This is a genomic window from Actinomycetospora lemnae, from assembly GCF_028737315.1.
Taxonomy (GTDB): Bacteria; Actinomycetota; Actinomycetes; order Mycobacteriales; family Pseudonocardiaceae; genus Actinomycetospora; species Actinomycetospora lemnae.
Genome location: NZ_JAQZAO010000011.1, coordinates 43,029 through 59,742, shown reverse-complemented (window position 1 = coordinate 59,742; position 16,714 = coordinate 43,029). Strand labels below are relative to the sequence as shown.

Sequence of the window (16,714 nt, the reverse complement as noted above, 5' to 3'; positions counted from 1 at the left end):
CGCTCGATCTAGTCGAGCGAAGGGGCCCTTCGGTCAGTGCGGGCGCGGGCGGGCTACAGGCCCAGCTCACCCTCGAAGGCGCCGCCCTCGAGGCGGTCCTTGACGGTGGTGAGGAAGCGGGCCGCGTCGGCGCCGTCGACGATGCGGTGGTCGTACGACAGGCACAGGTAGGCCGTCGACCGGATCGCGATGACGTCGCCGCCCGAGTCGTCCTGGAGCACCATCGGCTTCTTCACCACGGCGCCGGTGCCGAGGATGCCGACCTGGGGCTGGTTGATGATCGGCGTGTCGATCAGCGCGCCCCGCGAGCCGGTGTTGGTGATCGTGAACGTGCCGCCCGAGAGCTCGTCCGGCGTGATCTTGTTCGCCCGCGTGCGGTCGGCCACGTCGGCGATCTTGCGCGCCAGCCCGGCGAGGTTGAGGTCCCCGGCGTCGTGCACGACCGGCACGATCAGCCCTGCCGGCGAGTCGACGGCGATGCCCAGGTGCTCGGCACCGTGGTAGGTGACCTCGCTCTTCTCGGTGTCGATCGACGCGTTCACCGCGGGGTGCGCCTTGAGCGCCTCGACCGTCGCCAGCGCCATGAACGGCAGGAACGAGAGCTTGACGCCCTCGCGCTTGGCGAAGTCGGCCTTGGCGCGGTCGCGCAGCCGGGCGATCCGCGTGACGTCGGCCTCGACGACCGTCGTCAGCTGGGCGGAGACCTGCAGCGACTCCACCATGCGCTTGGCGATCGTCTGCCGGCGCCGCGACATCTTCTGCGTGGTGCCGCGCAGCCCCGAGGTGTCCGGCGCGGGCGCGCCCGACGAGCCGCGGGCCCCGGACGCCGCCGGCTTCTGCACCTCGCCGCCGTGGACCGCGCCGCCGCCCGAGCCGCCCGCGGGGGCGGCCTGGGCCGGGGCGTCGGAGGCGGCGGACGCCGAGGCCTTGTCCTGCTCGTCGGCCGCCTTGACGACGTCCTGCTTGCGGATGCGCCCGCCGACGCCGGTGCCGGTCAGCGTCGAGAGGTCGACGCCGCGCTCGGCCGCGAGCTTGCGCACGAGCGGCGTCACGTACGGCGAGCCGGTCTCGGTCGTCCCGCCGGTGCTCGGCGCCGAGGCGCCGTTGCCCTGCGAGGTGTCCTCGCGCGGGTGCAGGGCGCCGGCGTTGGCCGGGCCGGCGGACGTCGTGGGCCGCTCGGTCTCGGTGGAGACGTAGTCGCCGGCCCCGGACGCCGCCTGCGCGCCGCTCGGCGCCTCGGTGGGCTCGGGCTCGGCGGGGCGCTCGGGCTCCGGACGCGGGTCCTGCTGGGTCTGCTGGGGCTGGGCTGGCTGCTGGGCCTGCTGCTGGGGCTCTTGCGACTGCTGGGGCTCCTGCGCCGGGGCGGCACCCCCGGCCTGCGACGCGTCACCGATGACGGCGAGGGCCCCGCCGACCTCGACGGTGTCGTCCTCGCCGGCCTTGAGCTCGAGCACCGTGCCGGCCACCGGCGACGGGATCTCGGTGTCGACCTTGTCGGTGGACACCTCGAGCAGCGGCTCGTCGACGTCGACCGTGTCGCCGACCTGCTTGAGCCAGCGCGTGACCGTGCCCTCGGTGACCGACTCGCCCAGCGCCGGCATCTCGACCGTCGTGCCCCCGGAGGCACCGCCCGACGACCCGCCCGACGACCCACCCGACGACCCACCCGACGAGGCGGCCGGCTGCGCCGGCTGCTGCGGCTCGGAGGCCGGCTCGGGCTCCGGGGTCGGCTCGGGCTCCGGCTGGGACGCCTGCGGCTCGGGCTGGGCCTCGGCCGGCTGCGCCGCGCCGCCGCCGTCACCCCCGGACGCGCCCGCGGACTCGCCCTCCTCGCCGATGACGGCGAGGTCGCCGCCGACCTCGACGGTGTCGTCCTCCTGCGCCACGATCCGCTGGAGCACGCCCGCCTGGGGCGAGGGGATCTCGGTGTCGACCTTGTCGGTCGAGACCTCGAGGAGGGGCTCGTCGACGTCGACGTGGTCGCCCTCCTGCTTGAGCCACCGCGTCACCGTGCCCTCGGTGACGCTCTCCCCGAGAGCAGGCATCTGGACGGTGTAGGCCATCAGGCTCGGTCTCCTCGCTCGTTCTCTCGGGGTCAGGTCAGCCGTGGCTGTGCAGGGGCTTGCCGGCGAGCGCGAGGTGCGCCTCCCCGAGGGCCTCGTTCTGCGTCGGGTGGGCGTGGACGAGGTTCGCGACGTCGGCGGGCAGCGCCTCCCAGTTGTAGATCAGCTGGGCCTCGCCGACCTGCTCGCCCATCCGGGTGCCGATCATGTGCACGCCGACCACGGGGGCGTCGTCGCCGGTGCCGCCCTTGACGAGCTTGATCGCCCCGGCGGTCTTGAGGATCTGGGACTTCCCGTTGCCCGCGAGGTCGTACGTCGTGGTCTGGACCTCGCCGTAGAGCTCCTTGGCCTGCGCCTCGGTGAGCCCGACCGACGCGACCTCGGGCTCGCAGTAGGTGACCCGCGGGATGCCCGTCTCGTCGATCACCGGCGGGTGCAGGCCGGCGATCTCCTCGGCGACGAAGATGCCCTGCTGGAAGCCGCGGTGGGCCAGCTGGAGGCCGGGGACGATGTCGCCGACGGCGTAGATGTTGCCGACGCCGGTGTGCAGGCGGTCGTTCGTCGGCACGAAGCCGCGGTCGAGCGTGATGCCGTTCTCCTCGTAGCCGAGGTCGGCGGTGTTCGGGCCGCGGCCCACGGCGACGAGCAGCAGGTCGGCCTCGATCTGCTCGCCGTTCTCCAGCGAGATCGTCACCGAGTCGGCGGTCTGGGAGACGCCGGTGAACTTGGTGCCGGTCTTGAACGCGATCTTGCGCTTGCGGAACTGGCGCTCGAGCTGCTTGGAGAGGAACTCGTCCTCGTTGGGCACGAGGTGGGGCAGCGCCTCGACGATCGTCACCTCGGCGCCGAAGCTCTTCCAGACGCTCGCGAACTCGACGCCGATGACGCCGCCGCCGAGCACGACCACGCGGTCGGGGACGTAGTCGAGGTTGATGGCCTCGGTGGAGGTCAGCACCCGGCCGCCGAGCTCGAGCCCGGGCAGCGTCTTCGAGTACGAGCCGGAGGCCAGGACGATGTTGCGGCCCTGGTAGCGCTGGCCGTCGACCTCGACGGTGTCCTGCGCGACGAGCTTGCCGGCGCCCTCGATCAGCGTGACCTTGTTGGCCTTCACCAGGCCCTGCAGGCCCTTGTAGAGGCGGGCGACGACGTTGTCCTTGTAGGAGTTGACGCCGCTCATGTCGATGCCCGACAGCGAGCTCTTGACGCCGAACTGCTCGCCCTCACGCGCCGAGTCGGCCACCTCGGCGGCGTGCAGGAGCGCCTTGGTGGGGATGCAGCCGCGGTGCAGGCAGGTGCCGCCGACCTTGTCCTTCTCCACCAGCGCGACCGAGAGCCCGAGCTCGGCGGCGCGGAACGCGCAGGCGTAACCGCCCGATCCGGCTCCCAGGATGATGACGTCGTACGTGTCGCTCACTGCTGCTTCTCCCGCGTCGGCGTGTGGCGTGCGGTGTCCCCGGCCCGGGCTCGGTGACCCCGGGGAGGCGATGTCCGGGTTCATCCTTCCACCCGTGTCACCACCTGTGTCCTATCCGTGACGCGCGATGTCGTCGAGCACGGCGGCGATGGTCCGCACGGGCACCCCGGTACCGCCCTTGGGCGTGTACCCGAACGGGCCGCCCGTGTTGAAGGCGGGCCCGGCGATGTCCAGGTGCACCCACGGCACGCGGTCGGCGACGAACTCGCGCAGGAAGATCCCGGCGACGAGCATCCCGCCGAAGCGGTGGTTGGTGACGTTGGCGAGGTCGGCGACGCGCGAGTCGAGGTCGGCGCGCAACTCCTCGGGCAGCGGCATCGCCCAGCCGCCGTCGCCCGCGGCCTGGGCCCGGCCGGCGACGCGGTCGCGGAAGTCGTCGGTGCCCATGACGCCCGGGGTGCGCGAGCCGAGCGCGACGAGCTGGGCGCCGGTCAGCGTGGAGGTCTCGAGCAGGTAGTCGGGGGAGTCCTCGCAGGCCCGGGCGATCGCGTCGCCGAGGATCAGGCGGCCCTCGGCGTCGGTGTTGAGGACCTCGACCGTCGTCCCGCCGTACATCGTCAGCACGTCGCCGGGGCGGTAGGCCGTGCCCGAGGGCATGTTCTCGGCCATCGGCACGGTGGCGACGACCTCGACGTCCAGCCCCAGCTCCGCGGCCAGGCAGGTCGCGGCGACGACGCCGGCGGCCCCGGACATGTCCGAGGTCATGTGGTCCATGTTCGCGGCGGGCTTGATCGAGATGCCGCCGGTGTCGAACGTGATGCCCTTGCCGATGAGCGCGACCTTCTTGACCGGGTTCGCCGGCGAGTAGGTCAGGCGGACCAGGCGCGGCGGGCGCGACGACCCGCCACCGACGCCCAGCACGCCGCCGTACCCACCCTCGGCGAGCTGGGACTCGTCGAGGATCTCCACCGTGACGCCGGCGCCCTCGGCGAGGCTCTGCGCCCGCTGGGCGAAGGCGTCGGGGTAGAGGTCGTTGGGCGGGGTGTTGACGAGGTCGCGCGCCGCGGCGACCCAGCGCGCGACGGCGGTCGCGCGGGTGACGACCTCCGCGTCGCCGTCGCCGACGAGCCCGACCCGCGCGAGCTCGGTCGGGGCGGTCTCCGGGGTCTTCTTGTAGGCCGTGAAGGCGTAGTCGCCGAGCAGCGTGCCCTCGACCGTGGCCGCGAGGTCGATCGACGCGAGCGTGGTGACGACGTGCGCGGCGTGCCCGTGCAGCGCGCGCGACGCCGCGCCGGACGCCCGCCGGACCTGCTCGGCGAGGTCGGGCGCCTCGCCCGCGGAGGCGGCGGCGTCGGCCGGCTCCGCGCCGAGCCCCACCGCGACGACCAGCGGCACCCCGATCGCCCCGCGCGTCGGCACCCGGGTGACCTCCTCGGCCTTCCCGGTGCCGCCCAGCAGGGTGACCAGGCCCGGGAGCTCGCCCGCGAGGTCGCCGAGGACGGCCGTGTCGCAGGCGAGGACCGGGTCCCCACCACCGTCGCCGGGACGGACGCCGACGACGAGGGCGTCCGCGTCGGCGAGGGCGTCGGCGCCGGGCCGGGCGCCGAGGATCTCGAGGTGGGGGGTGCTGCTCACGTCGCGTCTCTCCCTGTCAACGGTGTCGATCACATGCTAGGACCGGCGGCCCTCCACTACCGTGCCGCGGGTGTCGGACACGGTGAGCGAGACCAGACGCAGCCCGCTGCACGATCACCACGTCGCCCTCGGGGCCTCGTTCGCCCCCTTCGGCGGCTGGGAGATGCCCGTCCAGTACTCGGGCACGGTGGCCGAGCACACCGCCACCCGGGAGGCCGTCGGGCTCTTCGACGTCAGCCACCTCGGCAAGGTCCGCATCCACGGGCCCGGGGCGGCGGCGTTCGTCGACCGGTGCCTGACGAATTCCCTCGAGCGCATCGTCCCCGGGAAGGCGCAGTACACGCTGTGCTGCGCCGAGGACGGCGGCGTCGTCGACGACCTCATCCTCTACCTCGTCGGGCCCGACGAGGTGTTCGCCGTCCCCAACGCCGCGAACTCCGCGGGGGTGGGCCGGCGGCTGGCCGAGGTCGCGCCGGACGGGATCGCCGTCGACGACGAGCACGACGCGCACGTGGTGCTCGCGGTGCAGGGGCCGGCGTCGCCCGCGGTGCTCGCCGAGGTGGGGCTGCTCGCGGAGGACACATCCGGGACAGCGCTGGACTACATGGCCTTCGTCGACGCCGACTGGCAGGGCGGCTTCGTGCGCGTGTGCCGCACGGGCTACACCGGCGAGCGCGGCTACGAGCTCATCGCGCCGGTCGACGGGGCGGGCGAGCTGTGGGACGCGCTGGCCGCCGTCGTCACCGAGAAGGGCGGCCTGCCCGCCGGCCTCGGCGCCCGCGACACGCTGCGCACCGAGGCCGGGCTGCCGCTGCACGGCCAGGACCTGGGGCCGGACATCACGCCGCTGCAGGCGCGGTGCGGGTTCGCGGTGGGCTGGAAGAAGGACGAATTCTGGGGCCGCGAGGCGCTGCTGGCCGAGCGCGAGGCCGGCCCGCGGCGACGGTCGTGGGGGCTGCGGGCGACCGGGCGCGGCGTGCCGCGTGGGCACATGACGGTGCGCCGCGGGGACGAGGCCGTCGGGGAGACGACGTCCGGGACGTTCTCGCCGACCCTGAAGACGGGCATCGCCCTCGCGCTGCTCGACACCGCCGCCGGGCTCGACGAGGGCGACACCGTCGCGGTCGACGTGCGCGGCCGGATGCTGGAGTGCGAGGTCGTCACCCCGCCGTTCGTGGCGTCGAGGGTGCGGTGACCCGGTGAGCTTCCCGACCGAGGTCCCCGACGCCGACCCCGGCGTCTTCCGCCACCGCGCCGACACCGAGCAGGCGGGTCCGGCGATCTTCACCGCCCCCGGCCACGTCGTCGGCGGTGGCTACGGCCTGTTCGAGACGTCCGCCCAGCCCGGCCGCTGGGGCGCCATCCCGCACTACCACACGGGCTTCACCGAGGCGTTCTGGGTGATCTCCGGGCGGCTCGCGGTGATGAGCGGGCGGGAGTGGGGCGTGCTGGGCGAGGGCGACTTCGCGCACGTGCCGGTGAACGGCGTGCACGGGTTCCACGCCCTCGGCGACGAGCCCGCGCGGTTCCTCATCCTCTTCGTGCCGGGCGCGCCGCGGGAGCACTACTTCCGCGGCCTCGCCGAGCTCTTCGCCCGCGGCGCCCCGCCCGAGGAGATCGACGCCTTCGCCCTCACCTGCGACCAGGTCAACCTCCGCGACTGGTCCCACGACCCGATCCCCACGTGAGCGAACTTTCCAGCGATAGCTCGAAAGTCCGCTCACGAGGGACTCCTCAGCGGGACCCGACGCTGACGTGGACGTGGTCGAAGTGCCCACCGGTGGCGTCGTCGGGGTCGTAGACGCCCCCGCCGCCGTAGGGCCGGCCCCAGCCGTCGGCGGCGTCGGAGCTCCCGCGGTACCAGATGCGGCCCTGCCAGATGACGTACCGGACGCCCATCTCGTCGGCGTTCTCGCGGGTCCACTGCGCCACGGCCCAGCCGTCGGCGAGGTCCTCACCCTCGGCGAACGCGCCGTAGGCGGCGGGGAAGAAGTCGCAGGCCCGGCCGTCGGGGTGGTCGCTGGACGGGTTCCAGGCGTGCTCCGACCAGCAGGTGATCGAGCGGATCGGGGCCCTGCGGCCCGGGTCCCCGAACCGGGCGACCGCCGCGTCGTGCAGCCGCAGCGCGGTCGGCGTCAGACAGCCGGACGTCGTCGGGTCCTGCACGCTGCACGGCTCCGGGGGCGGCGGGTCGACGACCTCCCAGAACGCGCGGGGCACCCGCTCCGCCGCCGCGTACCAGAGCAGGCCCCCGAGCAGGGCGAGCACCAGCAGCACCCCCACCGTGAGGGCGGCCCGCGTCCCCGTCCGCACGGTGCTCACGTTACGGCTGGCGACGCGTGGTGACCGTGAGTCAGCGGTGAATCAGCGGCGGCGGCCGGGACGTTCGGCGGCGTCGTCGAGGTCGACGCCGACGTGGTCGTCGAGCCAGTGGTTGAGCGGATCGAGGCGGCGCCAGGTCGTCGCGACCCGGTCGGTCAGGGCCGGGTCGTGCAGCTCGTCGGACGGCGGCCAGGAGCGCCAGGCGAACAGGCTCTTGTGGCGCAGCAGCTCGAGGCGCGGGTGGTCGGGGTCGACGCCGCGGGGCCGCGACTTCAGCTGCTCGCCGGCGATGGTGAAGCCGTCGGCGCGCAGGTCGTCGACGATCGCCACGAGCTCGGGCCCGAGACGGTCGTCGCCGACCGCCGCCCGGTAGCGCGCCACCTGCGCCGAGGTCATCCGGTAGTAGCCGCCGGCGGCCATCAGCCCGTCGGCCGAGACCTGCACGTACCGCCCGCCCGCGGTGGCGCCGCACTGGACCTTGTACGGCGTCTTGTCCGCGGAGAACCGCACGTCGCGGTAGGGGCGGAAGACCTTGCCCGCGCCGAACTCGGCGGACAGGTCGGCGAGCAGCGCGAGCATCGGCGCCCGCACCTGCTCCTCGTAGACCGCCTTGTTGTCGGTCCAGTACGCCTTCGTGTTGTCGGCCTCGAGACCCTCGTAGAAGTCGACGACCGCGTCGCCGAAGCCCGGGAACGTCACGGCGCCATCCTGACGTGTAGAGAGGACCCGTGTCCGGAGCGGTGCACGAGTCCGTGCTCGACGCCATCGGTGCCACGCCCCTGATCCGGCTGCGCCGGGTCACCGAGGGATTGGCGCCGCGCGTCTACGTCAAGGCCGAGTGGCAGAACGCCGGCGGCAGCGTCAAGGACCGCGCCGCGCTGGCGATGGTGCGCGCCGCCGAGCGCTCCGGGGCGCTGGGCCCGGGCGGGGTGATCGTCGAGGGCACGTCGGGCAACACCGGCATCGGGCTCGCGCTCGTCGGCGGCGTGCTGGGCTACCGCACCGTCATCGTCGTCCCCGACACGACGGCCGCCGAGAAGGTCGCGGCGCTGCGCGCGTACGGCGCCGAGGTGGTGCTGACCCCGGGTGGTCTGACCCGCGAGGACCCGCGGCACGTCAACGTCCTCGCCGCGCGGATCGCCGAGGAGACGCCGGGTGGCTGGCTCGCCGACCAGTACGGCAACCCCGCCAACCCGCAGGCCCACCGCGACACCACCGCGCCGGAGATCTGGGAGCAGACCGGCGGGACGGTCACCTGCTTCGTCGCCGGCATCGGGACCGGGGGCACGCTGTCCGGCACGGGCGCGGCGCTCAAGGAGCGCGGGCCGGTGCGCGTCGTCGGCGTCGACCCGATGACCTCGGCCTACGGCGGCGGGGACGGCAGCCCGTACTACGTCGAGGCGATCGGGCACTACCGCCACCCCGACACCGTCGACGACCCCTGGCCCGCCAACTGGGACCGGACGGTGGCCGACGAGGTCGTGCGCGTCGACGACCGCACGACGATGGCGACCGCCCGCCGCCTGGCCCGCGAGGAGGGCCTGCTGCTGGGCGGGTCGTCGGCGACCGCGATCGCCGGGGCGCTGCGCGTCGCGGCCGACCTCGGGCCCGACGACGTCGTCGTGGTGGTCGCGCCGGACTCGGGCCGGGCCTGCCTGACGAAGTACCACGACGACGGCTGGCTGCGCCGGCTCGGCTTCCTGGAGGAGGCCGGGTCCGTCGGCGAGCTGGACGTCGTCGACGTCCCGGTGCTCCGCGCGTCGTGGACCGTCGCGCGGGCCCGGGCGGCGCTCGACGGCGTACCGGGACCCGCGCCGGTGGCGCGCGACCGCGAGTCGGGCCCCGCCGCGCCGTCGGAAATCCTGGGGGCGCTGAGCGCCGACGACCTCGACGGCCTCCCCGACGACGACCTCGTCGTCACCCACGCCCGCCCGGTGCCGCCGAGCGTCGGGGCGGGGGAGGGCCTCGGGGACGCCCGCGCGGCGCTGGGGGACGCCGCCGCGGCGTGGCTGGTGCGCGACGGGCGGGTGGCGGGGCTGGTGACGCGGGCGGCGCTGGGTTCGCCGGAGAGCCTTGCCTCGGCGGACTAGGCTGGCCGCATGAGTACGACCTTCGCCCACACCCCGCACCCCGCCCCGGCGACCGCGGAGCGTGTGGCGGAGGTACTCGCCGCGCCCGGGTTCGGGAAGTTCTTCACCGACCACATGGTCACCATCTCCTGGGACGCCGCCCACGGGTGGCACGACGCCCAGGTCGGCCCGTACCAGCCGCTGGCCATGGACCCCGCCGCCGTCGTGCTGCACTACAGCCAGACGATCTTCGAGGGACTCAAGGCGTACCGCTGGGCCGACGACTCGGTGCACGCCTTCCGCCCGCAGGCCAACGCGGCGCGCATGCAGCGCTCGGCCGAGCGCCTCGCGATGCCGCCGCTGCCCGAGGAGCTGTTCGTCGACTCGCTGCGCGAGCTCGTCGCGGTGGACAAGCGCTGGGTGCCGGCCGCCGGCGGGGAGGACTCGCTGTACCTGCGGCCGTTCATGTTCGGGTCGTCGTCGGGGCTGGGCGTGCGGCCCAGCGAGGAGTACCTCTACCTGCTCATCGCGTCCCCGGCCGGCGCGTACTTCCCGCGCGGGCTCGCCCCGGTGACGGTCTGGCTGTCGACCGACTACGTGCGCGCCGTCCCCGGCGGCACCGGCGAGGCGAAGTGCGGCGGCAACTACGCGGCGTCGCTGGCGGCCCAGGCCCAGGCGTCGGCCCAGGGCTGCGACCAGGTCGTGTGGCTCGACGCGCTCGAGCACCGGTGGATCGAGGAGATGGGGGGCATGAACCTCTTCTTCGTGTTCACGGACTCCTCGGGCGCGACCGAGGTCGTCACCCCGGAGCTCACCGGCTCGTTGCTGCCCGGCGTCACCCGCCGCTCGCTGCTCGAGCTCGCCGCCGAGGAGGGGGCGACGGTCACCGAGCGCCGGATCTCCACCGACGAGGTGGAGAAGGAGGTCGCGTCCGGGCACCTCACCGAGGTGTTCGCCTGCGGCACCGCCGCGGTGATCACGCCCGTCGGCACCGTCAAGCACGAGGGCGGCGGCTACGACATCGGCGACGGCACCCCGGGCCCGATGACCCACCGGCTGCGCGAGCGCCTCACCGCCATCCAGCGCGGCGCGGCGCCCGACCCGCGCGGCTGGATGTGGCGGCTGGCCTGACGTCGTGGTGGCCCGGCGGGCCGGGTGCAGCGAACGCGCTGTTCGCTGCTTCTAGGCGCGCGAAGTCCCCGTTGATCACGACGGCGCGCTGGCGACGCCTGCTGCGAGCGCGGCGTTCGTGCGCGTAGAAGCAGCGAACGCCACGTTCGCTGCGACTACGCCGTCGCGAGCACGACCAGCCCGGCGGTGACGGCGAGCTCGGCGCACGCGCCGAACACGTCGCCCGACACCCCGCCCAGGCGCCGGCGTGCGTGGGCGGCGACGAGCACGACGACCACGGCGGCGAGGACCGCGGCGACGGCGACGCGCCGGCCCAGCACCGGGAACGCGGACGCCCCGAGCACCACCGCCCACACCGGCGCCACCCACGCCGGCTGGGTGCCCGCGACCAGCGCGCCGAGGCCGTCCGGCGACGCCGCGGGCACCCCGCGCCGCGCCACCCACGCGAACGCCGCCCGCCCGAGGCCCAGGGCGAGCGCGCCACCCACGACGGCGACGAGGAGGCCCCGCTCGGCCAGGGCCCCGAACGCCGCGGCCTGCACCCCGAGCACGACGACGAGCCAGACCACCGCGAACGCGCCCACCCCGGGGTCCTTCATGATCGCGAGCGTCCGGGCGGCGTCGCCGTGGCTGCCGAGGCCGTCGGCGAGGTCCGCCAGCCCGTCGAGGTGCAGGCCCCGGGTCGCCGCCGCGCCGAGCCCCACGGCCACGAGGCCCCCGAGCAGCCCCGGCGCCCCGGCCGCGACCAGCCCGGCCGCGACGGCCCCGAGCATCGCGCCCAGCACCACCCCGACCAGCGGCACCACCGCGAGCGCCACCCGCGCGGCCGGGCGGTCGATCCGCGACGCGCGCACCGGCACGACGGTGAACATGGCGATCGCGAGCGCCAGGCCGGCCCTCACCCGACGGCGTTCACGGCCGCCCGCACCAGCCCGACGGCCGTGAGCGCGCCGGTGCCCTGACCGGCGCGCATCTGCAGGTCGAGCAGCGGGTCCAGGCCGAGGACGTCGAGGGCGACGGACTGCGCGGGCTCGGTGCACCGCGACCCGGCCACCCACCAGGCGCGGGCGCCGGGCGCGTCGGTGTCGGCGAGCAGCGCGGCGACGGCGGTCGCGGCACCGTCGAGCACGACCGGGGTCCGCCGCCGCGCGGCCTGCGCCAGGAAGCCCACGAGCGCGGCCAGGTCGGCTCCGCCCGCCACGCGCAGCAGGCCCATCGGGTCGCGGCCCAGCGACCGGGCCCGCCACATCCCGTCGCGCACCGCCGCCGCCTTGACCATCCACACCCGGTCGTCGATCCCGCTCCCGCGACCCACGACGGCCACCGGCTCGCGGCCGGTCATGGCGGCGGCGAGCACCGCGGTCGGGGTGCTGACGCCGACGGCGAGCTCGCCGGCCACCAGCAGGTCGGCGCCCTCGTCGACCTCCTCGTCGGCCACCTCGCGGCCTGCGCGGACCGCCGCAGCGGCCTGCTCGGCGGTCATGACGTCCTCGACGTCGAGCCGCCCGCCGCCCCGGAGCGCGGCGCGGTCGTCGCGCGCGTCGCCCTCGACCGGCGCGCCGAGCCCGACGTCGACCACCCGCAGCCCGGCGCCCGCGGTCTCGGCGAACCGGCAGACCGGCGCGGACCCGTCCCGGACGGCCGCGACCCGCATCGCGGTCTCGCCGGGGGCGTGCGCGGAGACGCCCGCGGCGGCGATGCCGTGGTCGGCGGCGAAGAGGACCGCCCGCACCCGACGCGGCGCACGTGCCGGGGCGCGGCCCTGGCAGGACGCGAGCCAGGCGGCGAGCTCCTCGAGCCGTCCGTAGGTCCCGCCCGGCAGGGCCGCGAGGGCCTCACGGCGGGCCGTCTCGTCGGGCGGTGCGACACCGGACGCGGAGGCGACGGGGTGCACGCGCTGTCCTCCAGAGACGGGCTCGACGGGGTCGCGGTGACGGTATCCGGTGGAGCTCACCGCAGGCGCAGGGGCAGCCCGGCCACGAGCAGCCACACCTCGTCGCACACGGCCGCGAGCTCCTGGTTGAGCGCGCCGAGCTCGTCGCGGAACCGCCGCCCCGCGCTCGTCGACGGCACGACGCCCAGCCCCACCTCGGCGGACACGAGCACGAGCGTCCCGCCGTACCCCGCCACCGCGGCCACGAGGTCGCGCCGCGCCGCCGCCACGGACGGGGCGTCGCGTGCCCACCCGGCGTCGTCGAGCAGGCCGGTCACCCAGGTGGCGAGGTCGTCGACGAGCACCGGCTCGGCGGGCGCGCCGGCGAGCACCGCGGGGAGGTCGGCGGCCTCGAGCGTGCGCCAGGTCGCGGGACGCCGCGCGCGGTGGGTGGCGACGCGATCGGCCCACTCCGGGTCGGTCTCCGGGTCGACGCCGCGGGCCGTCGCCACGTAGAGCGCGGGCGCGTCGGCGTCGAGCAGGGCCTCGGCGTACGCGGACTTGCCCGAGCGCGTGCCGCCGAGGACGAGGGTGCGGGGGATCGCGCGCCTCAGTCGATCACGGTGCCGCGCGCGACGCGCGGGCCGGGCATCCGCAGGCGCCGCAGCTGGGTGGCGCGGGTGAACGCGTACCAGCCGTAGGACAGGCCGCCGATCTGCTCCTTCGGGAACCTCGCCCGCACCTTCGTCACCACGTACCGCCCGAGCAGGACGCCCTCGAGCGCCATCATCACCAGCATGACGAGGCAGATCAGGCTGCCGGCCGTCTGCACCGCGGGCACCGGGACGATCACCGTCACGAAGATGACCACCGCCAGCGGCATGAACAGGCCCATGAGGTTGCGGCGGGCGTCGACGAGGTCGCGCGCGTAGGCGCGGGCGGGCCCCCGATCGCGGGGGAGGAGCACGGCGTCGTCGCCGGCCATCATCCGCTTGCGACGCTCCGCGGCGGCCTGCTTGCGGTCGGTCGAGGACTTGCGGCGGTCCTCCTTGGTGCCACGCAGCGCCCGCGCGCGCTTGATGGCCTCGCGCTGCGTCTTCGGCGCCGGCGCCACCGGCCCGCGGCGCCGGCCCTCGGCGTCGCGGCGCGACGGAGTCGGACGGCCCTTGCCGACCGTCTGCGACCGGTTGCGCTCGCCGACCACCACGGCCTCGCGCTCCTCCGCCTCGTCCGACGTGCCGTCGACGGGCTCGGGGGTGGCGGAACCGCGGCGCAGGAACTTCACGCCGACCAGGATAGGACACCCGCAACACCCCCTACCGTGCTCGCCATGCGCGTCCTGTTCGCTCCCGACTCCTTCGGTGGCAGCCTCACCGCGGCCGAGGCCGCGACGGCGATGGCGGAGGGCTGGGCGCGCGCGGTCCCCGGCGACACCACGGTGCTGCTCCCGCTCGCCGACGGCGGGACCGGCTTCGTGGAGGTCCTGCACACCGCGCGCGGCGGCACCCGACACGACCTCGAGGTCACCGGCCCGCTCGGGGGGCGGACGACCGCGACCTGGCTGGAGCTGGACGAGCCGGGAGACGGAGCGGAGCGGAGCTCGACCACCACCACCGCGTACGTCGAGTCGGCCTCGGCGTGCGGGCTGCACCTGGTGGGCGAGCGCACGCCCGCGACGGCGGCGGCCGCGACGAGCCGCGGGGTGGGCGAGCTGGTCGCCGCGGCGATCGCGACCGGCCCGAGGGGCCTGGTGGTCGGGCTCGGCGGCTCGGCGTGCACCGACGGTGGCGCCGGGATGCTGGCCGCGCTCGGGGCCGTGCCGCGTGACGGTGCGGGCACCGCGCTGGCCGACGGCGGAGGCGCGCTGGCGACGGTCGCCGCACTCGACGGCCTGGGCCCGGTGCGCGAGCGCCTCGCGGGCGTCGACCTCGTCGTCGCCGCCGACGTCGACCACGTCCTCACCGGCCCGGAGGGCGCCGCCGCGGTGTTCGGGCCCCAGAAAGGTGCCGACGCGGACACCGTCGCCGCCCTCGACGCCGCGCTGACGACGTGGGGCGCCGTGCTGGGGGAGGCCTGCGGACGCCCGGACCTCGCCGGCCAGCACGGCGCCGGGGCGGCGGGCGGCCTCGGGGCGGCGCTGCTGGCCCTCGGGGCGCGGCGGGTCCCCGGCGGCGAGCTCGTCCGTGACGTCGCCGGGCTGGACGCGGCGCTGGACCGGGCGGACCTGGTGGTCACCGGCGAGGGGCGCCTCGACGGGCAGTCGCTGCACGGCAAGCTCGTCTCGGTGGTGGCCGCGCGCGCCCGGGAGCACGGGGTGCCGTGCATCGCGCTGGCCGGGCAGGTCGACATGTCCTCCGGCGAGGCCCTCGAGGCCGGGCTCGAGGGCACGTACTCGGTGGCGGCCGACGCCGGGTCGGTGGAGGCGGCGCTCGCCGAGCCCGGGGCGCGCCTGGCCGACCTCGCCGAGGGCGTCGCCCGACGGTGGGGCGCCCGACCGGCGTGAGAGCGACCCGCCGGCGGCGGTGATCGGCAGACGCAGCTCCGGGGAGGACGCCGATGGGAGCTCGACCCGTGAGATCGCGCACGCGTGAGGCACCGGCCGCGGTGTGCGAGCATGGAAAGACACCGCGGGAGCGGGTACACCGGTCCCACGGGAATACACGGCACCGCGACCAGTTGTGCCGAGTGAGTGCACAGCGTCCCGGGAGCTCAAGGGAGAACCATGACCGTCGAGAACCCTGCCGCGCCGACCGACGTTGAGGCTCCGTCCGCGAAGCCGCACGGTGTCGAGCTGACCGAGTCCGCGGCCGGCAAGGCGAAGGCCCTCCTCGACCAGGAGGGCCGCGCCGACATGTCCCTGCGCATCGCCGTGCAGCCCGGTGGCTGTGCGGGTCTGCGCTACCAGCTGTTCTTCGACGACCGCAGCCTCGACGGCGACCTCGAGCGCGACTTCAACGGCCTCACCGTCGCGGTCGACCGCATGAGCGCGCCGTACCTGCAGGGCGCGGTCATCGACTTCGTCGACACCATCGAGAAGCAGGGCTTCACGATCGACAACCCGAACGCGGGCGGCTCGTGCGCCTGCGGCGACAGCTTCAACTGAGCTGACACGCGGAAAGGGCCCCGGACCTGCTGGTCCGGGGCCCTTCGTGTGCCTGCGGCTCGTGAGCACGGAGCGCACCTACATGCCGGGCACCTCGGCCGCGACCTTCGCGCGCAGGTCCTCCGGCGGCTGCGCGCCGAGCTGCGCCACGACGTGCGACGCGGCCACGGCGCCGATGCGCCCGGACGTCGCGTGGTCGAGCCCGCGGGTCCAGCCGTAGAGGAAGCCGCCCGCGTAGGCGTCGCCGGCGCCGGTGGTGTCGACGAGCTCGTCGGCGTCGCGGACCCCGACCTCCTCGACAGTGCCGTCCGCGTCGTACACCGTCGAGCCCTTGGGCCCGTGGGTGACGACGACGACCTCGCAGTTGCCGCCCTGGCCGCGCAGGAGCGAGGTGACGGGGTCGTCGCCGACCAGGGCCGCGACCTCGTCCTCGTCGGCGATGATGATCTCGACGTTCTCGCGGGCCAGCTCGCGGAAGTACTCGCGGTGGCGCTCGACGCACCCGGCGTCGGAGAGCGTCATGCCCACGCGGGCCTCGCTCTTCGCCGCCGCGTCGACGATCTTGCCGATGGTCGCGCGGGCGTGCTCGGTGTCGGCGAGGTAGCCCTCGACGAGGCTGACCTTCGAGCCCGCCACGTCGTCCTGGTCGATGTCGTCGGGGCCGAGCGCCGTGCAGGCGCCCAGGAACGTCGACATCGTGCGCTCGCCGTCGGGCGTCACCATCACCAGGCACCGCGCCGTGGCGGGGCTGCCCGAGAGCGCCGGCGTCGTGAAGTGCACGCCGTGCGAGCGGATCGACTCGGTGAACGAGGTGCCCAGCCGGTCGTCGGAGACCTTGCCGACGTAGCCGGCGTCGGCGCCGAGGGCCGCGGCGATGGCGATCGCGTTGGCGACGCTGCCGCCCGAGCGCTCCGTCGTGTCGCCGGCCTCGGTGTAGAGCTTCTCCGCCTGGGCCTCGTCGATGAGCGTCATGCCGCCCTTGGGCAGCTCGTGCGCGCGGATGGTGTCGTCGTCCGTGCGGAACAGCACGTCGACGATGGCGTTGCCGATCCCCAGTACGTCCATGGATACCTCTCGAATCGCGCTACGTCCTTCGGACCAGCG

Annotated in this window: 16 protein-coding genes; 6 read left to right on the top strand and 10 right to left on the bottom strand. The window is 75.2% G+C overall.

All coding sequences use genetic code 11. The features are described 5' to 3' along the window. Nucleotides 1–53 precede the first annotated feature (53 nt). The 3 genes from sucB to PGB27_RS22830 all read right to left on the bottom strand — a co-directional run bounded on the left by sucB (nt 54) and on the right by PGB27_RS22830 (nt 5,088). Nucleotides 54–2,063, bottom strand: a complete 2,010-nt coding sequence (sucB, locus tag PGB27_RS22840) for a 2-oxoglutarate dehydrogenase, E2 component, dihydrolipoamide succinyltransferase (RefSeq protein WP_274202724.1) — start codon at nt 2,061–2,063, stop codon at nt 54–56. A gap of 37 nt (nt 2,064–2,100) precedes the next feature. After that, entirely contained in the window at nt 2,101–3,477 is a 1,377-nt protein-coding gene (gene lpdA, locus PGB27_RS22835) for a dihydrolipoyl dehydrogenase (RefSeq protein ID WP_274202723.1), read from the bottom strand. 111 nt (nt 3,478–3,588) lie between these two features. After that, nucleotides 3,589–5,088, bottom strand: a complete 1,500-nt coding sequence (locus tag PGB27_RS22830) for a leucyl aminopeptidase (protein WP_408630111.1) — start codon at nt 5,086–5,088, stop codon at nt 3,589–3,591. Between the two features lie 106 nt (nt 5,089–5,194). On the opposite strand from PGB27_RS22830, the gene gcvT reads away from it, so the two are divergent. Next, complete coding sequence (gcvT, locus tag PGB27_RS22825; RefSeq protein ID WP_274202721.1) at nt 5,195–6,307, top strand: glycine cleavage system aminomethyltransferase GcvT; 1,113 nt, start codon at nt 5,195–5,197, stop codon at nt 6,305–6,307. Nucleotides 6,308–6,311: 4 nt separating this feature from the next. Then, a complete protein-coding gene (locus PGB27_RS22820; protein WP_274202720.1) occupies nt 6,312–6,800 on the top strand; it encodes a cupin domain-containing protein in 489 nt (162 codons plus the stop codon). A gap of 46 nt (nt 6,801–6,846) precedes the next feature. Here PGB27_RS22820 and PGB27_RS22815 read toward each other — a convergent pair whose 3' ends face one another. Then, on the bottom strand, nt 6,847–7,425 hold the full coding sequence (locus PGB27_RS22815; protein WP_274202719.1) for a hypothetical protein: 579 nt from the start codon (nt 7,423–7,425) through the stop codon (nt 6,847–6,849). A gap of 51 nt (nt 7,426–7,476) precedes the next feature. Beyond that, nucleotides 7,477–8,133 carry a DUF2461 domain-containing protein gene (locus tag PGB27_RS22810; protein ID WP_274202718.1) on the bottom strand — a complete coding sequence of 219 codons (657 nt, stop codon included), beginning with the start codon at nt 8,131–8,133 and terminating at the stop codon, nt 7,477–7,479. A 29-nt stretch (nt 8,134–8,162) separates the two neighbouring features. Here PGB27_RS22810 and PGB27_RS22805 point away from each other — a divergent pair, with 29 nt between their 5' ends. Together PGB27_RS22805 and PGB27_RS22800 are read left to right on the top strand one after the other, a co-directional pair. Beyond that, nucleotides 8,163–9,524, top strand: a complete 1,362-nt coding sequence (locus tag PGB27_RS22805; RefSeq protein WP_274202717.1) for a PLP-dependent cysteine synthase family protein — start codon at nt 8,163–8,165, stop codon at nt 9,522–9,524. Nucleotides 9,525–9,533: 9 nt separating this feature from the next. Further along, a complete protein-coding gene (locus PGB27_RS22800; RefSeq protein ID WP_274202716.1) occupies nt 9,534–10,634 on the top strand; it encodes a branched-chain amino acid aminotransferase in 1,101 nt (366 codons plus the stop codon). Nucleotides 10,635–10,789: 155 nt separating this feature from the next. On the opposite strand, the gene PGB27_RS22795 is transcribed toward PGB27_RS22800, so the two are convergent. From PGB27_RS22795 to PGB27_RS22780, 4 genes are read right to left on the bottom strand one after another with little or no spacing between them, the layout of a single operon-like run. Then, nucleotides 10,790–11,536, bottom strand: coding sequence for an adenosylcobinamide-GDP ribazoletransferase (locus tag PGB27_RS22795; RefSeq protein ID WP_274202715.1), 747 nt, complete (start codon nt 11,534–11,536; stop codon nt 10,790–10,792). Continuing rightward, entirely contained in the window at nt 11,533–12,528 is a 996-nt protein-coding gene (locus PGB27_RS22790; RefSeq protein ID WP_274202714.1) for a nicotinate-nucleotide--dimethylbenzimidazole phosphoribosyltransferase, read from the bottom strand. Before PGB27_RS22790 ends, PGB27_RS22795 begins: the two co-directional genes overlap by 4 nt. 56 nt (nt 12,529–12,584) lie before the next feature. Next, complete coding sequence (cobU, locus tag PGB27_RS22785; protein WP_274202829.1) at nt 12,585–13,109, bottom strand: bifunctional adenosylcobinamide kinase/adenosylcobinamide-phosphate guanylyltransferase; 525 nt, start codon at nt 13,107–13,109, stop codon at nt 12,585–12,587. Between the two features lie 8 nt (nt 13,110–13,117). Then, complete coding sequence (locus PGB27_RS22780) at nt 13,118–13,792, bottom strand: DUF3043 domain-containing protein (protein WP_274202713.1); 675 nt, start codon at nt 13,790–13,792, stop codon at nt 13,118–13,120. 45 nt (nt 13,793–13,837) lie between these two features. On the opposite strand from PGB27_RS22780, the gene PGB27_RS22775 reads away from it, so the two are divergent. Together PGB27_RS22775 and PGB27_RS22770 are read left to right on the top strand one after the other, a co-directional pair. Continuing rightward, nucleotides 13,838–15,010: a glycerate kinase family protein gene (locus tag PGB27_RS22775; RefSeq protein WP_274202712.1), complete on the top strand. Its 1,173-nt coding sequence runs from the start codon at nt 13,838–13,840 to the stop codon at nt 15,008–15,010. A 219-nt stretch (nt 15,011–15,229) separates the two neighbouring features. Then, on the top strand, nt 15,230–15,610 hold the full coding sequence (locus PGB27_RS22770) for a HesB/IscA family protein (RefSeq protein ID WP_274202711.1): 381 nt from the start codon (nt 15,230–15,232) through the stop codon (nt 15,608–15,610). 78 nt (nt 15,611–15,688) lie between these two features. Here PGB27_RS22770 and PGB27_RS22765 read toward each other — a convergent pair whose 3' ends face one another. Beyond that, entirely contained in the window at nt 15,689–16,675 is a 987-nt protein-coding gene (locus PGB27_RS22765; protein ID WP_274202710.1) for an adenosine kinase, read from the bottom strand. Between the last annotated feature and the right edge of the window lie 39 nt (nt 16,676–16,714).

Coding starts and splice junctions, on each gene's coding strand:
- PGB27_RS22770 (WP_274202711.1), top strand. CDS start 15,230: ATGACCGTCGAGAACCCTGCCGCGCCGACCGACGTTGAGGCTCCGTCC.
- PGB27_RS22765 (WP_274202710.1), bottom strand. CDS start 16,675: ATGGACGTACTGGGGATCGGCAACGCCATCGTCGACGTGCTGTTCCGC.
- sucB (WP_274202724.1), bottom strand. CDS start 2,063: ATGGCCTACACCGTCCAGATGCCTGCTCTCGGGGAGAGCGTCACCGAG.
- PGB27_RS22775 (WP_274202712.1), top strand. CDS start 13,838: ATGCGCGTCCTGTTCGCTCCCGACTCCTTCGGTGGCAGCCTCACCGCG.
- PGB27_RS22800 (WP_274202716.1), top strand. CDS start 9,534: ATGAGTACGACCTTCGCCCACACCCCGCACCCCGCCCCGGCGACCGCG.